Genomic DNA, 19,841 nt, shown 5'->3' with positions numbered 1-19,841 from the left:
ATCGGGGCCGGATAACATCTGGCCCCGATGGACACCGAAGCACAGACGACGGAGCGCGACCGCTCCTCCCGCCCTTCCGGATCCGGTGAGATCCCGGACACGCAGGGGCCGGAGGAACGGTCGCGTTTCGCGTTGGTGTCGCGCGTCGCCGAGTACGTCCCGGGCGGCCGGATCACCCTGACCACGCTGGTCTGCCTGGTGTTTCTGCTGCTGCTCAACACGTTCGTGCTCCAGCCGTTCCAGATCCCGAGCGGTTCCATGGAGCGCGGATTGAGGATCGGCGACCGCGTTCTCGTAAACAAGTTGGCGTACCGTTTCGATGCTGGGCCGCGACGCGGTGATGTGGTCGTGTTCGACGGCAGCGGATACTTCGGGGACGCCGACTACATCAAACGGGTCGTGGGCGTGGGAAGAGATCACGTGGTCTGCTGTGACAAGGACGGGAGGCTCCGGGTGAACGGCCGGTCGGTCGACGAGTCGACATTCCTGTACCCCGGGGACAGCGCGTCCACAGTGCCTTTCGACGTCGTCGTGCCGGACGGCGCCCTCTTCGTCCTCGGCGACCACCGCAGTGCCTCCAGCGACTCCCGCGACCATCTGGGCTCACCGGGCGGCGGCATGGTGCCCGTCCGCAAGGTGATCGGCCGGGCGGACTGGATCGTCTGGCCCGTCGGCCACCTCACCCGCCTGCACCGCCCCGACGTCTATGCGCGCGTGCCCGCAGCGCCGGGCGGCACCGCCCCGGCGGCCGGCGGGTCGGATCCGGCGGACGGTGCCCATGGGTAACCGCGGCAAACCGCGCGGTGCCCCCACCAGCGCCGCCGACAACCTGCTGCCCACCGGCATCCGGCGCGCCACCGGCGGGTCCGACGGGCGCACCCGTGCGGAGCGGCGCAAGCTCCAGCGCAAGGTCAAGCGCCGGCGGCGCCGTTCGGCGATCAAGGAGATACCGCTCCTCGTCGGCGTGGCCGTCCTCATCGCCCTCGTACTGAAGACCTTCCTCGTGCAGGCCTTCGTGATCCCGTCGGGCTCCATGGAGCAGACGATCCAGATCGGCGACCGCGTCCTGGTCGACAAGCTCACCCCCTGGTTCGGCTCCCGGCCGCAGCGCGGCGACGTCGTCGTCTTCAAGGACCCCGGCGGCTGGCTCCAGGACGAGCAGCCCACCCAGAAGAAGGACGACCCGATCGTCGTCAAGCAGGTCAAGGACGGTCTCACCTTCATCGGCCTGCTGCCCTCGGAGAACGAGAAGGACCTGATCAAGCGGGTGGTCGGCGTGGGCGGCGACCGCGTCAAATGCTGTGACGCGCAGGGGCGGGTCACGGTCAACGGCGTACCCCTGGTCGAGGACTACCTCTACCCGGGCAACGAACCGTCGGCCATGGACTTCGACATCACCGTGCCCGAGGGCCGGCTGTGGGTGATGGGCGACCACCGGTCCAACTCGGCGGACTCCCGCTCCCACCAGGACACCGACTACGGCGGCACCGTCTCCGAGGACGAAGTGGTGGGCCGCGCCGTCGTCATCGCCTGGCCGCTCGGCCACTGGACCACCCTCGACGAACCCAATACCTATGCTTCCGTCGTCGACTCGACGTCCGGGTCGACCGCGGCCCCCGTGACGTCGCATAGGGTTGCCCCCGACGATCCGAACGCAACGATCCACCTCCCGAGCCCTGCGGAACTCCCGCTCGTTATGGGAGTGGTGGGCCTGCGCCGTGCATGGGGCAGGCAGCGGCACAGAGTAAGGAGTTGGCGTGGGGGATGTGGCGGTTGGCGCACGGTCCGGACACGACGGCGAGGAGCACCGCGGACGCCCGGTGGACGCAGCCCCCACGGCGCCGGACGACGTCCCTCCCACAGGGAGTGACACAGCAGCCGAGGACGGCAGGGTGACGAACGGGTACGCAGGGGCCGGGACGCAGGGGCCGGGCGGCCCCGAACCCGAGCAGCCGAAGAAGCAGCGCTCCTTCTGGAAGGAGCTGCCGATCCTGATCGGTATCGCGCTGGTGCTGGCGCTGCTGATCAAGACGTTCCTGGTGCAGGCGTTCTCGATCCCCTCCGACTCGATGCAGAACACCCTCCAGGAGGGCGACCGCGTTCTCGTCGACAAGCTGACGCCGTGGTTCGGTTCCGAGCCGGACCGCGGCGAGGTCGTCGTCTTCCACGACCCGGACAACTGGCTGGCCGGGGAGCCGACGGTGAACCCGAACGCGTTCCAGACCGTCCTCAGCTGGATCGGTCTGATGCCGTCCGCGGAGGAGAAGGACCTCATCAAGCGGGTCATCGGCGTCGGCGGCGACACGGTGGAGTGCAAGGGCACGGGCCCGGTGAAGGTCAACGGCAAGGCGCTCAACGAGGCGTCGTACGTCTACCCCGGCAACACGCCGTGCAGCGTCGACGACCAGGGCGGCCAGTTCAAGGTGAAGGTCCCCGAGGGCTTCATCTGGGTCATGGGCGACCACCGTCAGAACTCCCGGGACTCCCGCTACAACCAGGGCGACGCCAACAAGGGCATGGTCCCGGTGGAGAAGGTCGTCGGACGCGCCATCGTCAAGGCCTGGCCGATCAACCGCTGGGGCACGCTCCCCGTCCCGGACACCTTCGACCAGGCCGGGCTGAACGACCGGTCGTCCGCCGCCGCCGCGCTGACCGCAGCCCCGAACGCCGTGGCGCTCGCCGGGGTCGTGCCGGTGGCCCTGTGGCGCCGCCGCCGGATCACGGTCGAGGAGACCCGCTGATCCGTCCGGGGCTTCGTGAAGCCCTGGTGGAACTGTGACCTCGGCCGGATCGTAAGGGCTGACCCGGTCAGGTACCCCGGGTAGGGTGCGGATCCATGGGTGGCGAGAGCGCGACACGGACGGCCCCGCACGGCGGTGGGACGAGCAGTGGCCCGGCGGGCGGCCGGACCGGACAGCGGTTGTCCGGACTGGCGGTCGCGCTGGGCCTCTTCCTTTTCCTGGGCGGATTCGCCTGGGCGGCGGTGGTCTACCGCCCGTACACCGTGCCCACCAGCTCCATGTCGCCCACGATCGGCGTCGGCGACCGCGTGCTGGCCGAACGGGTGGACGGCAGTGAGGTGCGCCGCGGCGACGTAGTCGTCTTCAAGGACGCGACCTGGGGCAACGCGCCGATGCTCAAGCGGGTCGTCGCGATCGGCGGGGACACCGTCTCCTGCTGCCGGGACGGCAAGCTGACGGTCAACGGCAAGCAGATCGACGAACCGTATCTGCCCGACGGGCAGGCCGCCGAGGTCGCGAACTTCCCGACCGTCGACGTGCCCGAGGGCCGGCTGTTCCTGCTCGGCGACGAGCGGCACGGCTCGCTGGACTCCACCGCCCACCTGACGGACGCCGCCGGCGGTACGGTCGCGCGCGGTGCGGTGTCCGCGCGCGTGGACGCCGTCGTATGGCCCATGGACGGAATGCTGGAGCGCCCCACCGGTTTCGAGGCGCTCGGCGGTCTGTCCGAGCCGGGCCCGCTGCGCACCATGGGCGCCCTGATCGTCGCCGGCGCGGTGCTGGTGCTCGGAGGCGCCGCCTACGGACCGCTCGCCCAGCGCGCCGCGCGCCGCGGCCGCCCGCGGACGGAGCCCACCGGTGCCCGCTGAGATGACGGACGCGGAAGGGGGCTCCGTCGGAGCCCTGGGCGGCGAGATGCGCAAGGTGGCCCGGGTCGTGCTGCTCGACCCGCGGGACCGGATCCTGCTGCTGCACGGCCACGAACCGGACGATCCCTCCGACGACTGGTGGTTCACCCCGGGCGGCGGCCTGGAGGGCGAGGAGACCCGCGAGGAGGCCGCCCTGCGGGAACTCGCGGAGGAGACCGGCATCACGGCCGTGGAACTGGGCCCGGTGCTGTGGCGGCGGATGTGCTCGTTCCCGTTCGCGGGGCGACGCTGGGATCAGGACGAGTGGTACTACCTGGCCCGTACGGACCAGACGGCTACCGAGGCCGTCGGCCTCACCGAACTGGAGCGCCGCAGCGTCGTGGGTGCGCGGTGGTGGACGTGTCAGGAACTGAGCGAGGCGCATGAGACGGTGTATCCGACCAGACTCGCCGAGTTGCTGCGCAGGCTGCTCGACGAAGGTCCCCCCGCCAGGCCGCAGATCCTTGACACCGAAATCGTCTAGAGGCTCGTGGGACTGGCGCACAATGGTGGGATCGCACGGCTGAAGGGGAACATGCCATGAGCGCCGAGGACCTCGAAAAGTACGAGACCGAGATGGAGCTCAAGCTCTACCGGGAGTACCGCGATGTCGTCGGTCTGTTCAAATACGTGATCGAGACCGAGCGGCGTTTCTACCTCACCAATGACTACGAGATGCAGGTGCACTCGGTTCAGGGAGAGGTGTTCTTCGAGGTGTCGATGGCGGACGCCTGGGTGTGGGACATGTACCGGCCGGCCCGGTTCGTGAAGCAGGTCCGCGTCCTCACATTCAAGGACGTGAACATTGAGGAGCTGAACAAGAGCGATCTGGAGCTGCCGGGCGGGTGATCGCCGACCTCCTTCATTCGTGTGGGTGACGGGGTTGTCCACAACCGGCGAGTAGCCCACCAAGATCCAACAGCCGCGGGCGAATGCGTGACGGTTGGCGCCGGAGGTGGTGCCGACCATGAACACACATCTGGCACGCAGGGCGCTCGGCGCGTACGGCGAGGACCTGGCCGCGCGGCGGCTGGTCGAGGCGGGCATGACGGTCCTGGCGCGCAACTGGCGCTGCGGCAGGACCGGCGAGATCGACATCGTGGCGCGGGACGGCGACGTCCTCGTCGTCTGCGAGGTCAAGACCCGCGGGCCCGGTCCGTACGAGCATCCGATGTCGGCGGTCACGCCGGTCAAGGCCGAGCGCCTGCGTGACCTGGCTCAACGCTGGGTGCAGGAGCACGGAGGGGCACCGCCCGGCGGTGTGCGCATCGACCTCGTCGGAATCGTGCTGCCCGCCCGGGGCGCGCCCGTGGTCGAGCACGCGCGGGGGGTGGCCTGAGATGGGCTTCGCACGCACGTGCTCCGTCGCCCTGGTCGGCGTCGAGGGCGTGGTCGTCGAGGTGCAGGCCGACCTCGAACCGGGTGTCGCCGCGTTCACGCTGGTGGGATTACCGGACAAGAGCCTGACCGAGAGCCGTGACCGGGTCCGGGCCGCGGTGGTGAACTCGGGCGCCGAGTGGCCGCAGAAGAAACTCACCGTCGGACTCAGCCCGGCGTCCGTGCCCAAGGCGGGCAGCGGGTTCGACCTGGCCGTCGCCTGCGCGGTGCTGGGCGCCTGCGAGCGGATCGACCCGCGGGTGCTCGCCGACATCGTGATGATCGGAGAGCTGGGCCTGGACGGACGGGTCCGGCCGGTGCGCGGCACCCTGCCGGCCGTGCTGGCCGCCGCCGACGCCGGCTACGAGCAGGTCGTGGTCCCCGAGTGCGCCGCCGCCGAGGCCACGCTGGTGCCCGGGGTGTCCGTGCTCGGTGTGCGCAGTCTGCGGCAGCTGATCGCCGTGCTGGCGGACGAGGCGGTGCCCGACGAGGAACCGGACGAGCCGGGACGCCCCGACCCGCTGCTCGCCGGACTGCGGGTCCCCGGCACCGGCGCGGCCACCGGCCTGCACAGCTTCGGCGCCGCCCAGTACGACCAGGACCACGACCTCGCCGATGTCGTCGGCCAGATGTCGGCCAGGACCGCGGTGCAGGTCGCCGCGGCCGGCGGTCACCACCTGTTCCTGGAGGGGCCGCCGGGGGCGGGCAAGACGATGCTCGCGGAGCGGCTGCCCGCGGTCCTGCCCCGCCTCGGCCGCGAGGAGGCGCTGGAGGTCACGGCCGTGCACTCCGTGGCGGGGCTGCTGCCGCCGGGCAAGCCGCTGATCGACGCCGCCCCCTACTGCGCGCCGCACCACTCGGCCACCATGCAGGCCCTGGTCGGCGGCGGCCCGGGGGTCGCGCGCCCCGGCGCGGTGTCGCTGGCCCACCGAGGGGTGCTCTTCCTCGACGAGGCGCCGGAGTTCAGCGGCAAGGCCCTGGACGCGCTGCGGCAGCCCCTGGAGGCCGGGCACGTCGTGATCGCCCGCAGCGCCGGTGTCGTGCGGTTCCCCGCCAGGTTCCTGATGGTGCTCGCCGCGAACCCCTGTCCGTGCGGTCACTTCTCGCAGACCGACGCCCGGTGCGAGTGCCCGCCGTCCGCGATCCGCCGCTACCAGGCCCGGCTGTCGGGACCGCTTCTGGACCGGGTCGACCTGAGAGTGGAAGTGGACCGCGTCGCCCGCACCGCGCTGACCGGACACGGTGCGCGCGGTGAGTCCACGGCGACGGTCGCCGACCGGGTGCGCGGGGCCCGGGAGCGGGCGGCGGTGCGGCTGGCGGGCACGCCCTGGCGGACCAACGGCGAAGTGCCCGGCCGGGAACTGCGCAGCCGCTGGCACGCCGCCGCGGGCGCCATGGACGAGGCGGAGCGCAATCTGGAGCGCGGTGTGCTGACGGCACGGGGGATCGACAGAGTGCTGCGGGTCGCCTGGACCGTCGCGGACCTCGCGGGACACGACCGGCCGGACGCGACGGACGTCGCCCTGGCGCTGCAACTGCGCACCGGGGTACCGCGCGGGGTGCCGATGGCCATCGGGGCGCCGGCATGAGCGTCGGCGGCGGTCCGGACGAGGAGTTGCTGGCCCGGGTCTTCCTCTCCCGGGTCGTCGAGCCCGGCGACGAGACGACGGGGCGGTGGGTGCGGGAGTTCGGGCTCGCGGAGGTGGTCCGGCGGCTGCGGGAGGACGGCGCTCCCCTGCCCGGAGTGGGGGACCAGCGGTGGGCGGGGCTCCGAGCCCGTGCCGGGCGGGCGGAGCCGGAGCGGGATCTCGCCGTCGCGCGCGAGGCAGGAGTGCGCTTCGTGTGCCCGGGGGCGGCGGAGTGGCCGGGGCAGCTCGACGACCTGGGGGACGCCAGGCCGCTGGGGCTGTGGGTGGGCGGGCGGCCCAGCCTGCGGATGTGGGCGCTGAGGTCCGTCGCCGTCGTCGGCGCCCGTGCCTGCACCGAGTACGGGGCACACATGGCGGCCACCCTCGCCGCGGGGCTCGCCGAGCGCGGCTGGGTGGTGGTCTCCGGCGGTGCGTACGGCGTGGACGGTGCCGCGCACCGCGGTGCGCTCGGCGCGGGCGGTGCCACCGTCGCCGTGCTCGCCTGCGGCCTGGACCGGCCCTATCCGCGGGGCCACGCCCGGTTGATCAACAGAATCGCGGAGCAGGGACTGCTGGTCGGCGAACTGCCGCCCGGTGATCATCCGACGCCCAGCCGGTTCATCGTCAGGAACCGAGTGATCGCCGCACTCACCCGGGGGACGGTCGTCATCGAGGCCGCCCACCGGAGCGGCTCACTCGTCACGGCACGTGCCGCACAGCGATTGGGACGTCACACGATGGGAGTGCCCGGCCCCACCACCAGCGGGCTGTCCGCCGGCGTGCACGAACTGCTGCGCGGGGAGGCCACCCTCATCACCGACGCCGCGGAAGTCGTGGAGCTGGTGGGCGGTATCGGGGAGCTGGCACCGGACCGGCGCGGACCGGTGCTGCCGCGGGATCTGCTCGCGCCCGACGTCCGCAGTGTCCTGGCCGCGCTGCCCGCCCGCCGCGCCGCGACGGCCGAGGAGATCGCGCGCTCCACCCCGACCACGGAGGACGCCGCCATCGCGAGACTGTACGAACTGAGAGCACTTGGTTACGTCGAACGACACGGCGATGGCTGGAAGTTGACACGCCAGGCCGTGATCTCCGTTCGAGGCGTTCCGAAACGATGTTGACGGTGTGTGTTCGGCCGTCCGAGGTAACCCCGACACCCTTGGGAAAGCCCGCAGTTGGCGGGTCATGGCGATCACGGAGAGCGACCGCCATGGCCCGGCCTGTGGTTCGGCGGAACGTATCTCCGTGCGGGTTGTGCACCGCCCTTCGCACACCGCGACTCTTCAGTCACGCTACGCTCACGAGGATTCCGACGCAGACCGACAACTCGACAGCAGACCGACACTCACCCAGGCGCCACCCTTCACGGCAGAACGGCACAAGGCGACGAATGCCCCAGCACACCTCCGGGTCCGACCGGGCGGCGATCCCCCCAGCCGCCCGTGACGGTGGCAGCGTGCGGCCCCCCGCTCCCTCGACGCTCGACGAGCTGTGGCGGTCGTACAAGGCGACGGGGGACGAGCGGCTGCGGGAGCAGCTGATCCTGCACTACTCACCGCTCGTGAAGTACGTGGCCGGCCGGGTGAGCGTGGGGCTGCCGCCCAACGTCGAACAGGCGGACTTCGTGTCGTCCGGGGTCTTCGGTCTGATCGACGCGATCGAGAAGTTCGACATCGACCGGGAGATCAAGTTCGAGACGTACGCGATCACTCGGATCCGCGGCGCGATGATCGACGAGCTCCGGGCGCTGGACTGGATCCCGCGGTCCGTGCGGCAGAAGGCGCGCAACGTGGAGCGGGCGTACGCGACGCTGGAGGCACGGCTGCGGCGGACGCCGTCCGAGGGGGAGGTGGCCGCCGAGCTGGGCATCGCGATCGACGAACTCCACGCCGTGTTCAGCCAGTTGTCGCTGGCCAACGTCGTGGCGCTGGAGGAGCTGCTGCATGTCGGCGGTGAGGACGGCGACGGTCTCAGCTTCATGGACACGCTGGAGGACACCGCCGCCGACAATCCGGTGGAGGTGGCCGAGGACCGGGAGCTGCGCCGGTTCCTGGCACGGGCGATCAACACGCTGCCCGAGCGGGAGAAGACCGTGGTCACGCTGTACTACTACGAGGGCCTCACCCTGGCCGAGATTGGCAATGTGCTCGGGGTGACCGAAAGTCGCGTCAGCCAGATCCACACCAAGTCCGTGCTCCAGCTGCGCGCCAAACTTGCGGGCTTCGGGCGTTGACCTGGCCGGACGACTGCAAGGCGACGCGATTCACTCCCGCTCGCCGTGGTCCGTCCGTAAAGTGGACGACGTGCCAAGGATTCGAGCGGCCTCCGTGGCCGAGCACCGGTCGATGCAGCGAGCCGCCCTGCTGGACGCGGCCCGTTCCCTGCTGTCCGAGGGTGGGACGGAGGCGCTGACCTTCCCCGCCCTCGCCGAGCGGACGGGGCTCGCGCGGTCGTCCGTGTACGAGTACTTCCGGTCACGGGCCGCCGTGGTCGAGGAGCTGTGCGAGGTCGACTTCCCGGTCTGGGCGGCGGAGGTGTCGGCCGCCATGGAGCGGGTCGGCGAGCCGGAGGCCAAGGTCGAGGCGTATGTGCGCAAGCAACTCGAGCTGGTCGGGGACCGGCGCCACCGGGCCGTGGTGGCGATCTCCGCGAGCGAGCTGGATGCGGGCGCGCGGGAGAAGATCCGGGCGGCGCACGGCGGGCTGATCTCGATGATCGTCGATGCCCTGGGGGGCATGGGGCACAAGGAGCCCCGGCTCGCGGCGATGCTGCTGCAAGGGGTCGTCGACTCGGCGGTGCGCCGGATCGAGCTGGGGGCGGCGGAGGAGCCGTCGGTCGTGACGGAGGCGGCGGTGGGGATGGCGCTGCGCGGCGTTCGCGGTTGACAACCGGTGGACCGTCGACTGACCTCAAGGACTGATTATCGTCGGCGACCTCAACGGCTGGCGTTCGGCCGACCTCAACGGCTGGCGTTCGGCCGACCTGACCGGCTGGCTGTCGGCTGACCTGACCGGCGGCCCCAGGCCGTCACTTGCCCGTCGCCCGACCCACACCGTCGCCTGGCCCGGTCGGCTGACCCGGACCGTTTCGCCCGGCGCGTCGTCCGACCCTGTCGGCCGACCGTCCTCCGGGCGGGTGGCAGGCGGCACGGGCCGTTGACGGGCGGAGGTCGGTCGGTGCGGACGGGTGGACTCCGGTCGGCCGCGGCGTCCCGTCCGCATGCCTGAACTTCGGCTCCGACTCCGGCCCGCGCCGGGGTGTCCGACCGTCGGCGCCGTCTGCGTACCCGAGCCCCGTCCGTACCGCGCCCCTCGTGGATCGCCGCCGGAGGGCCTGGCCGTTTGCGTACCCGAGGCTCCCGTACCGCGCCCCGTGGGCCGCCGCCGGGGCGCCAGACCATCCACGTACCCGATGCCCTCGCACCGCGCCCCCGGGGACCGCGGAAGCAAGGGCACCGGCCGTCCGGGAACGTCTGCCCGGACCGGGGCTGCCCGGGCTACGCCTCTGGCGGGGGCACGCCGAGTACCGGGAGCAGCCGGGACGGTGGTCGGCGCAGCAGTTCGGGTGGCAGGAGGGACAGCGGGTCCAGGTACGTCGGGCCCCTCAGCAGGCCCCAGTGCACGCAGGTGGCCGCGCAGTGGGAGCCCGCGGGCTCCACGGTGCCCACCACCGCACCGGCCTCAACCACGGCCCCCTTCGCCACGGACGGGCGGACCGGCTGGTACGTCGTGCGCAGCGGAGGAACACCCGAATCGCGCAGCTCCACCGACACGGTGCCGTTGCCGGCCACTCTGCCCGCGAACGACACCCGGCCCGCCGCGACCGCGCGCACCGGGGTCCCGGCCGGCGCCGCGAGATCCACCCCGCGGTGGCCGCGGCCGTATCGGCTCGCCGGGGGCTCCCAGCCGCGAAGCACGGTCGGGCGTACGCCGACCGGCCAGACGCGGCCGATCGCCGGAACCGGTGCGTCCGGGGCGGCGGGCCCTGCGGCCGGCGCGGTGTCCGCCCCGGCCGCAGGGGACAGGACCGCCAGTGCCACGCCCAGCGGCAACGCCGGGATCACTCGGGTGCATCGCATCGCTCGCATGCGGAAAACCGTCCCGCACCCCGTTCGATCACGGCCGGACCCTGTGGACCACTCCCCGGTTGTGGACAGCGGCGTCACCCGGGACCCCGCGGGTCCCGTACACTTCTGGTGGCGACCCGGGCCACCGGGTCGACTTCGCACGCCCCGATACGAGTCCGGCAACGGTTCGTGTCAGCGCCCCTCGGTCCCTCAGTGGCACGGCGCACGTGGGCGTCAGGCGCGGGAGCCGTCCGGCATCCGCGGCACAACCGAGAAATTCAAGGAGAACGGCCATGGCCGTCGTCACGATGCGGGAGCTGCTGGAAAGCGGCGTCCACTTCGGTCACCAGACCCGTCGCTGGAACCCGAAGATGAAGCGCTTCATCTTCACCGAGCGCAACGGCATCTACATCATCGACCTGCTCCAGTCGCTGTCGTACATCGACCGCGCCTACGAGTTCGTCAAGGAGACCGTCGCCCACGGTGGCACGGTCATGTTCGTCGGTACGAAGAAGCAGGCGCAGGAGGCCATCGCCGAGCAGGCCACCCGCGTCGGCATGCCCTACGTCAACCAGCGCTGGCTGGGCGGCATGCTCACCAACTTCTCCACCGTCTACAAGCGTCTGCAGCGCCTCAAGGAGCTCGAGCAGATCGACTTCGAGGACGTCGCCGCTTCCGGTCTGACCAAGAAGGAGCTGCTGGTCCTCTCCCGCGAGAAGGCCAAGCTCGAGAAGACCCTCGGTGGTATCCGCGAGATGCAGAAGGTGCCCAGCGCCGTCTGGATCGTGGACACCAAGAAGGAGCACATCGCGGTCGGCGAGGCCCGGAAGCTCAACATCCCGGTCGTCGCCATCCTCGACACCAACTGCGACCCCGACGAGGTCGACTACAAGATCCCGGGCAACGACGACGCGATCCGCTCCGTCACCCTGCTCACCCGTGTGATCGCCGACGCCGTCGCCGAGGGCCTCATCGCCCGTTCCGGCGTCGCCACCGGTGACAAGGGCGAGAAGGCCGCGGGCGAGCCGCTCGCCGAGTGGGAGCGCGACCTGCTCGAGGGTGAGAAGAAGGCCGAGGAGGCCCCTGCCGCGGACGCCCCCGCCGCGGACGCCGCCGAGGCTCCGGCCGCCGAGGCGCCCGCTGCCGACGCTCCGGTCGCCGAGGCTCCGGCTGCCGACGCCCCGGCCGCCGAGGGCGAGCAGGCCTGACCGTCCGTCAGCGTTGACGGCGGGAGCGGTGACATGAAGTCCGCTCCCGCCGTTCACCCGTAGGTCAGCGGCGTGTCGTAGATCTGCAGTGCATGCGGATCCACCGGACCCCGCAGATCTTCGATCCTCCAGACTTTCGAGAAAGATTCACAGACTCATGGCGAACTACACCGCCGCCGACGTCAAGAAGCTCCGTGAGCTCACGGGCGCCGGCATGATGGACTGCAAGAAGGCGCTGGACGAGGCCGAGGGCAACGTCGACAAGGCCGTCGAGGCGCTGCGCATCAAGGGCCAGAAGGGCGTCGCCAAGCGCGAGGGCCGCTCCGCCGAGAACGGCGCCGTGGTCTCCATCATCGCCGACGACAACTCCTCCGGCGTTCTGGTCGAGCTGAAGTGCGAGACGGACTTCGTCGCCAAGGGCGAGAAGTTCCAGGGCGTCGCCCAGGCGATCGCCGAGCACGTGGCGAAGACCTCCCCGGCCGACCTCGAGGCCCTGCTCGGCTCCGAGATCGAGCCCGGCAAGACCGTCCAGGCGTTCGTGGACGAGGCCAACGCCAACCTGGGCGAGAAGATCGTGCTGGACCGCTTCGCGCAGTTCGCCGGCGGCTTCGTGACCGCGTACATGCACCGCACGATGCCGGACCTGCCCCCGCAGATCGGTGTCCTCGTCGAGCTCGACAAGCCCGACGCCGAGGTCGCCAAGGGCATCGCCCAGCACATCGCCGCCTTCGCGCCGAAGTACCTCGCCAAGGAGGACGTGCCGGCCGAGGTCGTCGAGAGCGAGCGCCGCATCGCCGAGGAGACCACCCGCAACGAGGGCAAGCCCGAGGCCGCGATCGCCAAGATCGTCGAGGGTCGCCTGAACGGCTTCTTCAAGGACGCCACGCTGCTCGGCCAGCCGTACGCGCTGGACAACAAGAAGTCGGTCCAGAAGGTCCTGGACGAGGCCGGTGTCACCCTGAAGCGCTTCTCGCGCATCAAGGTCGGCATCTGAGTCCGTACAGCGACGGGTACTCGATCCCGATAGGGTCGGGTGCAGTCGTCCGCGCCGCTCGCGCGGGCCGTGGCGCGTGCGCGCCCGACGGACGACAGCAGATCTGACGAGGAGGCCATTGCCGCGTATGGGATGCGAACCCACCACCGGCAATGGCCTTCTTCGTATGTGCACCACGAGGAGATCCCCATGACCACCAACGTCGAGAAGAGCGACGACGGCAAAGTACGCGGCCGGTTTCTGCTGAAGCTGTCCGGAGAGGCCTTCTCCGGCGGTGGGGGCCTGGGCGTCGACCCGGACGTGGTGCACGCCATCGCCCGTGAGATCGCGGCCGTCGTGCGTGACGGCGCGCAGATCGCGATCGTCATCGGCGGCGGCAACTTCTTCCGCGGCGCCGAGCTCCAGCTGCGCGGCATGGACCGCGCCCGCTCCGACTACATGGGCATGCTCGGCACCGTGATGAACTGCCTCGCCCTCCAGGACTTCCTGGAGAAGGAAGGCATCCAGTGCCGCGTGCAGACCGCCATCACCATGGGCCAGGTCGCCGAGCCGTACATCCCGCTGCGTGCCGTACGGCACCTGGAGAAGGGCCGTGTGGTCATCTTCGGCGCCGGGATGGGCATGCCGTACTTCTCCACCGACACCACCGCCGCGCAGCGCGCCCTGGAGATCGACGCCGAGGCGCTGCTCATGGGCAAGAACGGTGTCGACGGGGTCTACGACTCCGACCCGAAGGCCAACCCGGACGCCGTCAAGTTCGACTCCCTCGGCTACGGCGAGGTCATCACACGGGACCTGAAGGTCGCCGACGCCACCGCCATCACGCTGTGCCGCGACAACAAGCTCCCCATCGTCGTCTTCGAACTTCTGAAGGAGGGCAATATCGCCCGCGCCGTCAAGGGTGAGAAGATCGGCACGCTTGTGGGTGACCAAGGCAGCCGGGACTGACCGGTGGAACCACTCCCGTCCGAGGGACCGCATCTGTCCGGGGGACGGGGGCCACGGACCACGGCCGGGGGATGGACAATGTCCTGCCGGTCGGGAACCGTGCAGGAAGAAGACGCGACGCAGCCGGCCGCCGCCCCGTCCGAGGAACCGCAGCCGGGCCTACTCAAGACACGCAGGAGCAAGTGGTGATCGAAGAGACCCTCCTCGAGGCCGAGGAGAAGATGGAGAAGGCCGTCGTGGTCGCCAAGGAGGACTTCGCCGCGATCCGCACCGGCCGTGCGCACCCGGCGATGTTCAACAAGATCGTCGCCGACTACTACGGTGCACCGACGCCGATCAACCAGCTGGCTTCGTTCTCCGTGCCGGAGCCGCGCATGGCGGTCGTGACGCCGTTCGACAAGAGCGCGCTGCGCAACATCGAGCAGGCGATCCGCGACTCGGATCTGGGCGTCAACCCGAGCAACGACGGAAACATCATCAGGGTGGTGTTCCCGGAGCTCACCGAGGAGCGCCGCCGCGAGTACATCAAGGTCGCCAAGGGCAAGGGCGAGGACGCGAAGATCTCGATCCGCTCCGTGCGCCGCAAGGCCAAGGACGCCATCGACAAGCTGATCAAGGACGGCGAGATCGGCGAGGACGAGGGCCGCCGTGCGGAGAAGGAGCTCGACGACACCACCGCGAAGTACGTCGCCCAGGTGGACGAGCTGCTCAAGCACAAGGAATCAGAGCTGCTCGAGGTCTGATGAACGACTCTTCCTGGGGAGCGCCGCCGCACGCCGGGTACTGGGGGCCGTCCGAGCGGGGGCCTGTCCAGGGGGCCGCCCCGGCGGGTCCCACGTACGATGCGCTAGACGCGCAGCAGACTCGCCCCATGTCCCCTGTGCCCGACGTATCCGCAACCGGCGGAAACCAGGATGACGGGCGGGGGGCCGCTCGGCTGGGCGGCCCCTTGTTCCGCGACGAGAGCCCGGCGGCGCAGCCCTTCACTCCGCCGCAGAATCCGGAGCCCATGCACGACGCCCCGCAACCGGCGCCCGCCCCGCAGAAGAAGAGCGCGGGCCGGGACCTGAGCGCCGCGATAGGTGTCGGGGTCGGACTCGGCGCGGTGATCGTCGCCTCGCTGTTCATCGTCAAGGCGGTGTTCGTCGGGGTCGTCGCGGTCGCCGTCGTGGTGGGCCTGTGGGAGCTGACCAAGCGGCTCGAGGAGCGCAAGGGCATCAAGGCGCCGCTCGTACCGCTCGCGGTGGGCGGCGCAGCGATGGTCGTCGCCGGATACGTCCGCGGAGCCGAGGGCGCCTGGATGGCGATGGCGCTCACCGCGCTCGCGGTACTGGTCTGGCGGATGACGGAACCGCCGGAGGGTTACCTCAAGGACGTCACCGCGGGGGTCTTCGCCGCGTTCTACGTGCCGTTCCTGGCGACCTTCGTGACAATGATGCTCACCGCGGACGACGGTCCGCGCCGCGTCTTCATGTTCCTGCTGCTGACCGTGGTCAGTGACACGGGCGCCTACGCCGTCGGCTGGCGCTTCGGCCGGCACAAGCTGGCCCCGCGCATCAGTCCCGGCAAGACCCGTGAGGGCCTGCTCGGAGCCGTCGCCTTCGCCATGGTCGCCGGTGCGCTGTGCATGCAGTTCCTGATCGACGACGGCACCTGGTGGCAGGGGCTGCTCCTCGGTCTCGCGGTCGCCGCCAGCGCCACGCTGGGCGACCTCGGCGAATCGATGATCAAGCGCGACCTCGGCATCAAGGACATGGGCACGCTGCTGCCGGGCCACGGCGGCATCATGGACCGGCTGGACTCCTTGCTGCCGACGGCACCGGTGGTGTGGTTGCTGCTGGTGCTGTTCGTGGGATCCGGCTGACCGCCGGACCGGACGTGGAGGCCCGCCGCCCTTGGGGTGGCGGGCCTTTTTCCGTGCGATGGCCGATTCCAGTGGGTGTCGGGCAGCGGCTCGGGGAAGGGCAGGACGGAGGGCCCCGGACCAGCGGCTGAGTGCAGGGAAAACCCTTTCTGCGTTGTCGGTCGTCTCTGTTAGCTTCGGGCGGCTCGTGTGATCCACGAGTGCCAAGAGCCCACAGGGGAGGGACAGTTGATCAGGTTCGGAAGGACGGGCAGACGCAGACGTATGACGCTCGCGGGGAGCTGCGTCGCGGCGCTGCTCGCCACGGCTGCCGGTACGGCGCACGCGGTGGACAACCTGCCGCCCGAGCAGCCCCTTGCGCAGGACCTCAAGTCGCAGGGCAAGGCCTGCGCGACGGGCGACAACACGGCGTACGTTTCGCAGCCGCCCAGGCTCAGTGCCGTGCTGTACGACCCCGAGGAGGACAATCAGCCCTCCGAGTTCAGCCCGGTCACGGCAGAATTCGAGGCGTGGTGGACGGACGCGACGGGGGTGGAGCAGCGCCGTGCTCACACCACCGTCACCTCATCCTCGGGTGCGTTCCATTACTGGACCATGCCGGACGACATCCCGGCGAACACCGTCGTTTCCTGGCATGTCCGCGCCCATGACGGCGAGGCGGCCTCCCCATGGAGCGATGAGGGAGAAGGCACGCTCTGTTCGTTCGTGTACGACGACACGAATCCCGAGAAGGCGACGATCACGTCCCCCGAATACCCCAACCCCGAGGACGTGTTCTGGGTGGACGGGGTGGGCGTCTACGGCCACTTCACCATGGACTCACCCTCCGATGACGTGGTGTCGTACAGGTACAGCTTTCTCGGTGGCCCGCACGGAACCGTCTCAGCCGAGCGTCCGGGTGCGGCCGTGACGATTCCCTACCTGCCGCTCAGGTCGGGGCCCGATTACCTGATGGTCCATGCGATCGACCGCTCCGGCCGCCTGGGCGAACGGGCGCAGTACAACTTCAACGTGAAGAGGGGGCGTGCCCCTGTCGCCCACTGGCCGCTGGACGACCCGGCAGGCTCCCGTTCGGCCTCTGCCGAGACGGGCGCCGTCGCCCGTGCGGGCACCGGCGTGACCTTCGGCGGTCCGGCGCCCGCGGGCACCGGAGCGACCGGCACGGTCAGCCTGGACGGCAGTGGCCATGGCTTCCTCACCACGGATGCCCCGGCCACGGACATCCGCAAGTCCTTCGCCGTCAGTGCGTGGGTGCGGCCCGCCGAAACCGGTCGGAACATGACCGTCGCCAGCCAGGACGCGGACGGAGTGCCCGGCTTCAGCCTTGGGCTGCGCCAGGATCCCGGGCCTGTCTGGTCGTTCGCGATGTCGGGTGCGCGGGTGTCCGGTGGCGCGCCCGAGTCCGGCGAGTGGGCGCATCTACTGGGGCTCTACGACGCGGAGACGAGGCGCGCGCACCTGTACGTCAACGGCCACGAGGTCGGCACCGCGGCGGAGGCGAATCCCGCCGGGACGGCCGGTGCCTTCCAGATCGGACGCGCCCGCGGGGCCACCGGCTACCGCGACCGGTGGCGCGGTGACATCGGGGACGTACAGGTCCACGACCGGATCGTCGTACCGGGCGAGGTGGCCGATCTGTCATGGCGCAAGCCGAAGCTGCTCGGCCACTGGTCGCTGGAGGACGCGGCGGACGACGCGAGCCCCGAGCAGTCGGGTGGCGCGCCTCTGCGGCTCGGCACCGGAGCTTCGATCTATCGAGGCTCCGACGACTGTGCGCTCAATCCCGACTGCACCCCCGTGCCGTGGCCGCTCGTGGGCGAAGGTCATCTGCACCTGGACGGCGAAACCGGGTACGCGGCCGCCGACGGTCCCGTCGTGGACACCCGCGACAGCTTCACCGTCGGTGTCGTCGTACGCCTCGCGGACTCCGAGCCGGATCATCCGATGACCGTGCTCTCGCAGGCCGGCGAGCACACCGACGCGTTCAAGGTCCGCTACGAGCCGTCCACGTACTCGTGGCAACTGGTGATGCCGGAGAAGGACGAGGCCGGGGCTCCCGAGAGGGTGGTGTCCGAGATCACGGGCGCCGACGGGGGCGAGGGCCCGGGCCAGCGTCTCGCGGTGGTCTACGACGACGGGACCGACACGATCAAGCTCTACGTCAACGGGTACACCGGCGCTGAGGCGGTCGGCCACCTCCCCGACGGCTGGCACAGCAGCGGTGCCCTCCAGATCGGCCGGGGAAAGACGGGTGACGGCTGGGGCGAGTACCTGCACGGCGACGTCGACGAGGTCCAGGCGTACTCCGGTGCGCTGCGGGACGACGACGTCCGCGGCCTGGGCTGGGGGACGGACCCCTGCCTGTGTTGATCCCATGCTGACTCCAGAGATCTGATCTCCGACGGCCCGCCGAACCCCAGGTTCGGCGGGCCGTCGGGATCCGACCGACCGCCGGGCGAAGCAGCCGGAAGCCGACAAGGCGCTGCCGGGCGGGTGTCACAACCAGTCGCCGTCACGGCGTTGACTGTCAACGTTGCTGGCACGTCCCGGCCGCCGACTCCGCCTGCTCACAGAGGCCTGAACTGATCTCGCGCTTTCAGTCTTTGGGAATGTGAACCGCACATGTAGCGAATGGGTTTCGGCATTCAATGCTTTGTTTCACGCATTCGAACAGTGCGCTCCACTGGCTGCTGCTGTCGCGGGCGCCCTCAGCCACCGTCGCAGCGCACGACGGATCGGAAAGACCCCAGAGAGATCCGCTCGGCCATCCAGCCTGACGTGTTCGGTAACCTACGATGTTTACGCAGGCTTCGGGTACCTGATAGCGCTTGATTTCCTTCGTCAATTCAAGGTACTGGGGATTCTCAAGTGAGTCGGGCAGTCGGTCCAGTTTTGCTTGCGCCTCGTTCTGCTCATTTGGCGACGCATTCGGGTCCGCGACGGTGGCCAGCGCTTTGCTGTTCTCATCTACGACTTTCTGGATCTCTTCTCGGTCCTTCGACTTTTTTGGCCTCGTCTCCGGGTCCTGGACGGTCAGGAGTTCATTGGATATGAATTCCAACTCTTTCATGCAGAACTCTCGCTTCTCCTGCTCCGTGTCCGGGTGCAGGATAATAGCCTGCACCTTGACCATATTCATTGCGATCCTCTCGTACGCGACCCGGTCTCGCCGCGACACCTTCGGGTCTTGGCTTCTTTTCAGCGTTTCATTGAACGCCTGCATGGTTCTCGTGTGCGTGGCCCGGTCCTCCGGCGTCGTGCTCGGGTTATTGATGGTGGCAAAACTACTTATCGTCGTGGGCCGTGCCACCGATTTCAAATCCTTGGGCAGTTTCGATACTTGATCCTCTGTTTCCTGCCTCAGCTCTGCCAGTTCTTCGGGCTCCGTGGGTGGGGGCTCCATGGGTGGGGGTACCGGCGTTGTGGGTGGTGGAGGCACCGGTGGCGTGGGCGTTGTGGGTGTGGGTGATGGGGGCACCGGTGGTGTCGGCGTTGTGGGTGTGGGCGAGGGGGGCACCGGTGGCGTGGGTTCGGTGGGTGTGGGCACCAGCGGTGTGGGCGGAGGAGGGGGCGAGGGTTGGGCTGGCGTTGCGGTCGTAGCTTGTGTGAGGGCGTCCGGTGCTGCCCCCGCCGTGGTCACGCCTGTCGACAGTGCGAGAGCGGCAGCCAAGCAGGGTCCGCCGACAAGGCGGGAGATCTGTCGCCGGGCGGTTTTGGGCATGGCGATTCCAGGTGCGCTCTGTGATGTGATGCATTGCCCGTGTGAGCTGAGCCCGTGAGGCGGCTCAAGGTCACCGGAGATTCATGACTCAACGGTGTACAGGCGTTCAAACACCACTCTTCGCCCCCTCGCCGCATCCCGCAACTCGGGCGCCGTGCCTGCGAATCGAGCCTTCAATTCAGCCGGGGCGACTCATCAGGCAGTGGGCCGAGGTCGTCCGACAGGTCCGCGGTCGAGGCCGAGCAGCGGCGAGTCATGACAGTGGGCGCCGGCCAGGATGCGGCACAGCGGAAATCCGTAACCGTCCGTCATGGCTGACCGTTTGACGCCCTGTTCAGGTCGGTCGACCTGTGAGCGTCCGGTCAGGGCGAGGGTCCCGCATGAATGGT

Annotated in this window: 19 protein-coding genes and 1 pseudogene; 17 read left to right on the top strand and 3 right to left on the bottom strand. The window is 69.9% G+C overall.

The window, feature by feature from the left end; genetic code table 11:
* Positions 1-27 precede the first annotated feature (27 nt).
* The 11 genes from lepB (DN051_RS12240) (at position 28) to DN051_RS12190 (ending at position 9,536) form a co-directional block, all read left to right on the top strand.
* Positions 28-786, top strand: a complete 759-nt coding sequence (gene lepB / locus DN051_RS12240) for a signal peptidase I (RefSeq protein WP_112438696.1) — start codon at positions 28-30, stop codon at positions 784-786.
* Positions 779-1,870, top strand: a complete 1,092-nt coding sequence (gene lepB / locus DN051_RS12235) for a signal peptidase I (protein ID WP_112438695.1) — start codon at positions 779-781, stop codon at positions 1,868-1,870. The genes lepB (DN051_RS12240) and lepB (DN051_RS12235) overlap by 8 nt, the downstream gene beginning before the upstream one ends.
* A complete protein-coding gene (lepB, locus tag DN051_RS12230) occupies positions 1,758-2,741 on the top strand; it encodes a signal peptidase I (RefSeq protein ID WP_079002084.1) in 984 nt (327 codons plus the stop codon). The genes lepB (DN051_RS12235) and lepB (DN051_RS12230) overlap by 113 nt, the downstream gene beginning before the upstream one ends.
* Positions 2,742-2,836: 95 nt before the next feature.
* Positions 2,837-3,610 (top strand): signal peptidase I, encoded by a 774-nt coding sequence (gene lepB / locus DN051_RS12225; RefSeq protein ID WP_053763761.1) that lies wholly within the window; start codon positions 2,837-2,839, stop codon positions 3,608-3,610.
* Between the two features lies 1 nt (position 3,611).
* Positions 3,612-4,133, top strand: coding sequence for an NUDIX hydrolase (locus DN051_RS12220; protein ID WP_112438694.1), 522 nt, complete (start codon positions 3,612-3,614; stop codon positions 4,131-4,133).
* Positions 4,134-4,189: 56 nt separating this feature from the next.
* On the top strand, positions 4,190-4,498 hold the full coding sequence (locus DN051_RS12215; RefSeq protein ID WP_003965949.1) for a DUF2469 domain-containing protein: 309 nt from the start codon (positions 4,190-4,192) through the stop codon (positions 4,496-4,498).
* A gap of 118 nt (positions 4,499-4,616) precedes the next feature.
* A complete protein-coding gene (locus DN051_RS12210; RefSeq protein ID WP_053763760.1) occupies positions 4,617-4,988 on the top strand; it encodes a YraN family protein in 372 nt (123 codons plus the stop codon).
* A gap of 1 nt (position 4,989) precedes the next feature.
* A complete protein-coding gene (locus DN051_RS12205; RefSeq protein WP_053763759.1) occupies positions 4,990-6,615 on the top strand; it encodes a YifB family Mg chelatase-like AAA ATPase in 1,626 nt (541 codons plus the stop codon).
* On the top strand, positions 6,612-7,772 hold the full coding sequence (dprA, locus tag DN051_RS12200) for a DNA-processing protein DprA (RefSeq protein ID WP_112438693.1): 1,161 nt from the start codon (positions 6,612-6,614) through the stop codon (positions 7,770-7,772). Before DN051_RS12205 ends, dprA begins: the two co-directional genes overlap by 4 nt.
* Before the next feature lie 269 nt (positions 7,773-8,041).
* Positions 8,042-8,884 carry an RNA polymerase sigma factor WhiG gene (whiG, locus tag DN051_RS12195; RefSeq protein ID WP_053763758.1) on the top strand — a complete coding sequence of 281 codons (843 nt, stop codon included), beginning with the start codon at positions 8,042-8,044 and terminating at the stop codon, positions 8,882-8,884.
* 94 nt (positions 8,885-8,978) lie between these two features.
* Positions 8,979-9,536, top strand: a complete 558-nt coding sequence (locus DN051_RS12190; RefSeq protein ID WP_053763757.1) for a TetR/AcrR family transcriptional regulator — start codon at positions 8,979-8,981, stop codon at positions 9,534-9,536.
* Between the two features lie 611 nt (positions 9,537-10,147).
* Here the strand turns inward: DN051_RS12190 and DN051_RS12185 are convergent.
* A complete protein-coding gene (locus DN051_RS12185) occupies positions 10,148-10,738 on the bottom strand; it encodes a M23 family metallopeptidase (protein WP_112438692.1) in 591 nt (196 codons plus the stop codon).
* 272 nt (positions 10,739-11,010) lie between these two features.
* Between DN051_RS12185 and rpsB the strand changes: the two genes are divergently transcribed.
* From rpsB to DN051_RS12155, 6 genes are all read left to right on the top strand, one after another.
* The gene (rpsB, locus tag DN051_RS12180) at positions 11,011-11,925 is read left to right on the top strand and encodes a 30S ribosomal protein S2 (protein ID WP_053763754.1); all 915 of its coding nucleotides are present in this window, start codon (positions 11,011-11,013) and stop codon (positions 11,923-11,925) included.
* A gap of 157 nt (positions 11,926-12,082) precedes the next feature.
* Positions 12,083-12,919: a translation elongation factor Ts gene (gene tsf / locus DN051_RS12175; protein ID WP_053763753.1), complete on the top strand. Its 837-nt coding sequence runs from the start codon at positions 12,083-12,085 to the stop codon at positions 12,917-12,919.
* Positions 12,920-13,108: 189 nt separating this feature from the next.
* Positions 13,109-13,867: a UMP kinase gene (gene pyrH / locus DN051_RS12170; RefSeq protein WP_053763752.1), complete on the top strand. Its 759-nt coding sequence runs from the start codon at positions 13,109-13,111 to the stop codon at positions 13,865-13,867.
* A 185-nt stretch (positions 13,868-14,052) separates the two neighbouring features.
* Positions 14,053-14,610 carry a ribosome recycling factor gene (gene frr, locus DN051_RS12165; RefSeq protein WP_053763769.1) on the top strand — a complete coding sequence of 186 codons (558 nt, stop codon included), beginning with the start codon at positions 14,053-14,055 and terminating at the stop codon, positions 14,608-14,610.
* Positions 14,610-15,731 (top strand): phosphatidate cytidylyltransferase, encoded by a 1,122-nt coding sequence (locus DN051_RS12160; protein ID WP_112438691.1) that lies wholly within the window; start codon positions 14,610-14,612, stop codon positions 15,729-15,731. Before frr ends, DN051_RS12160 begins: the two co-directional genes overlap by 1 nt.
* Before the next feature lie 264 nt (positions 15,732-15,995).
* Positions 15,996-18,101 carry a LamG domain-containing protein gene (locus DN051_RS12155; protein WP_053763750.1) on the top strand — a complete coding sequence of 702 codons (2,106 nt, stop codon included), beginning with the start codon at positions 15,996-15,998 and terminating at the stop codon, positions 18,099-18,101.
* A gap of 226 nt (positions 18,102-18,327) precedes the next feature.
* Here the strand turns inward: DN051_RS12155 and DN051_RS45785 are convergent, their stop codons facing one another.
* Together DN051_RS45785 and DN051_RS12145 are read right to left on the bottom strand one after the other, a co-directional pair.
* The gene (locus DN051_RS45785; RefSeq protein WP_199314922.1) at positions 18,328-19,134 is read right to left on the bottom strand and encodes a hypothetical protein; all 807 of its coding nucleotides are present in this window, start codon (positions 19,132-19,134) and stop codon (positions 18,328-18,330) included.
* Between the two features lie 509 nt (positions 19,135-19,643).
* A pseudogene (locus DN051_RS12145) lies at positions 19,644-19,812 on the bottom strand (IS5/IS1182 family transposase); the annotation flags it as partial.
* Positions 19,813-19,841 lie beyond the last annotated feature (29 nt).

The organism is Streptomyces cadmiisoli, assembly GCF_003261055.1.
GTDB classification, from domain to species: Bacteria; Actinomycetota; Actinomycetes; order Streptomycetales; family Streptomycetaceae; genus Streptomyces; species Streptomyces cadmiisoli.
The sequence above is the reverse complement of the archived record's forward strand: the minus strand, read 5'-3'. Positions and strand labels throughout refer to the sequence as shown.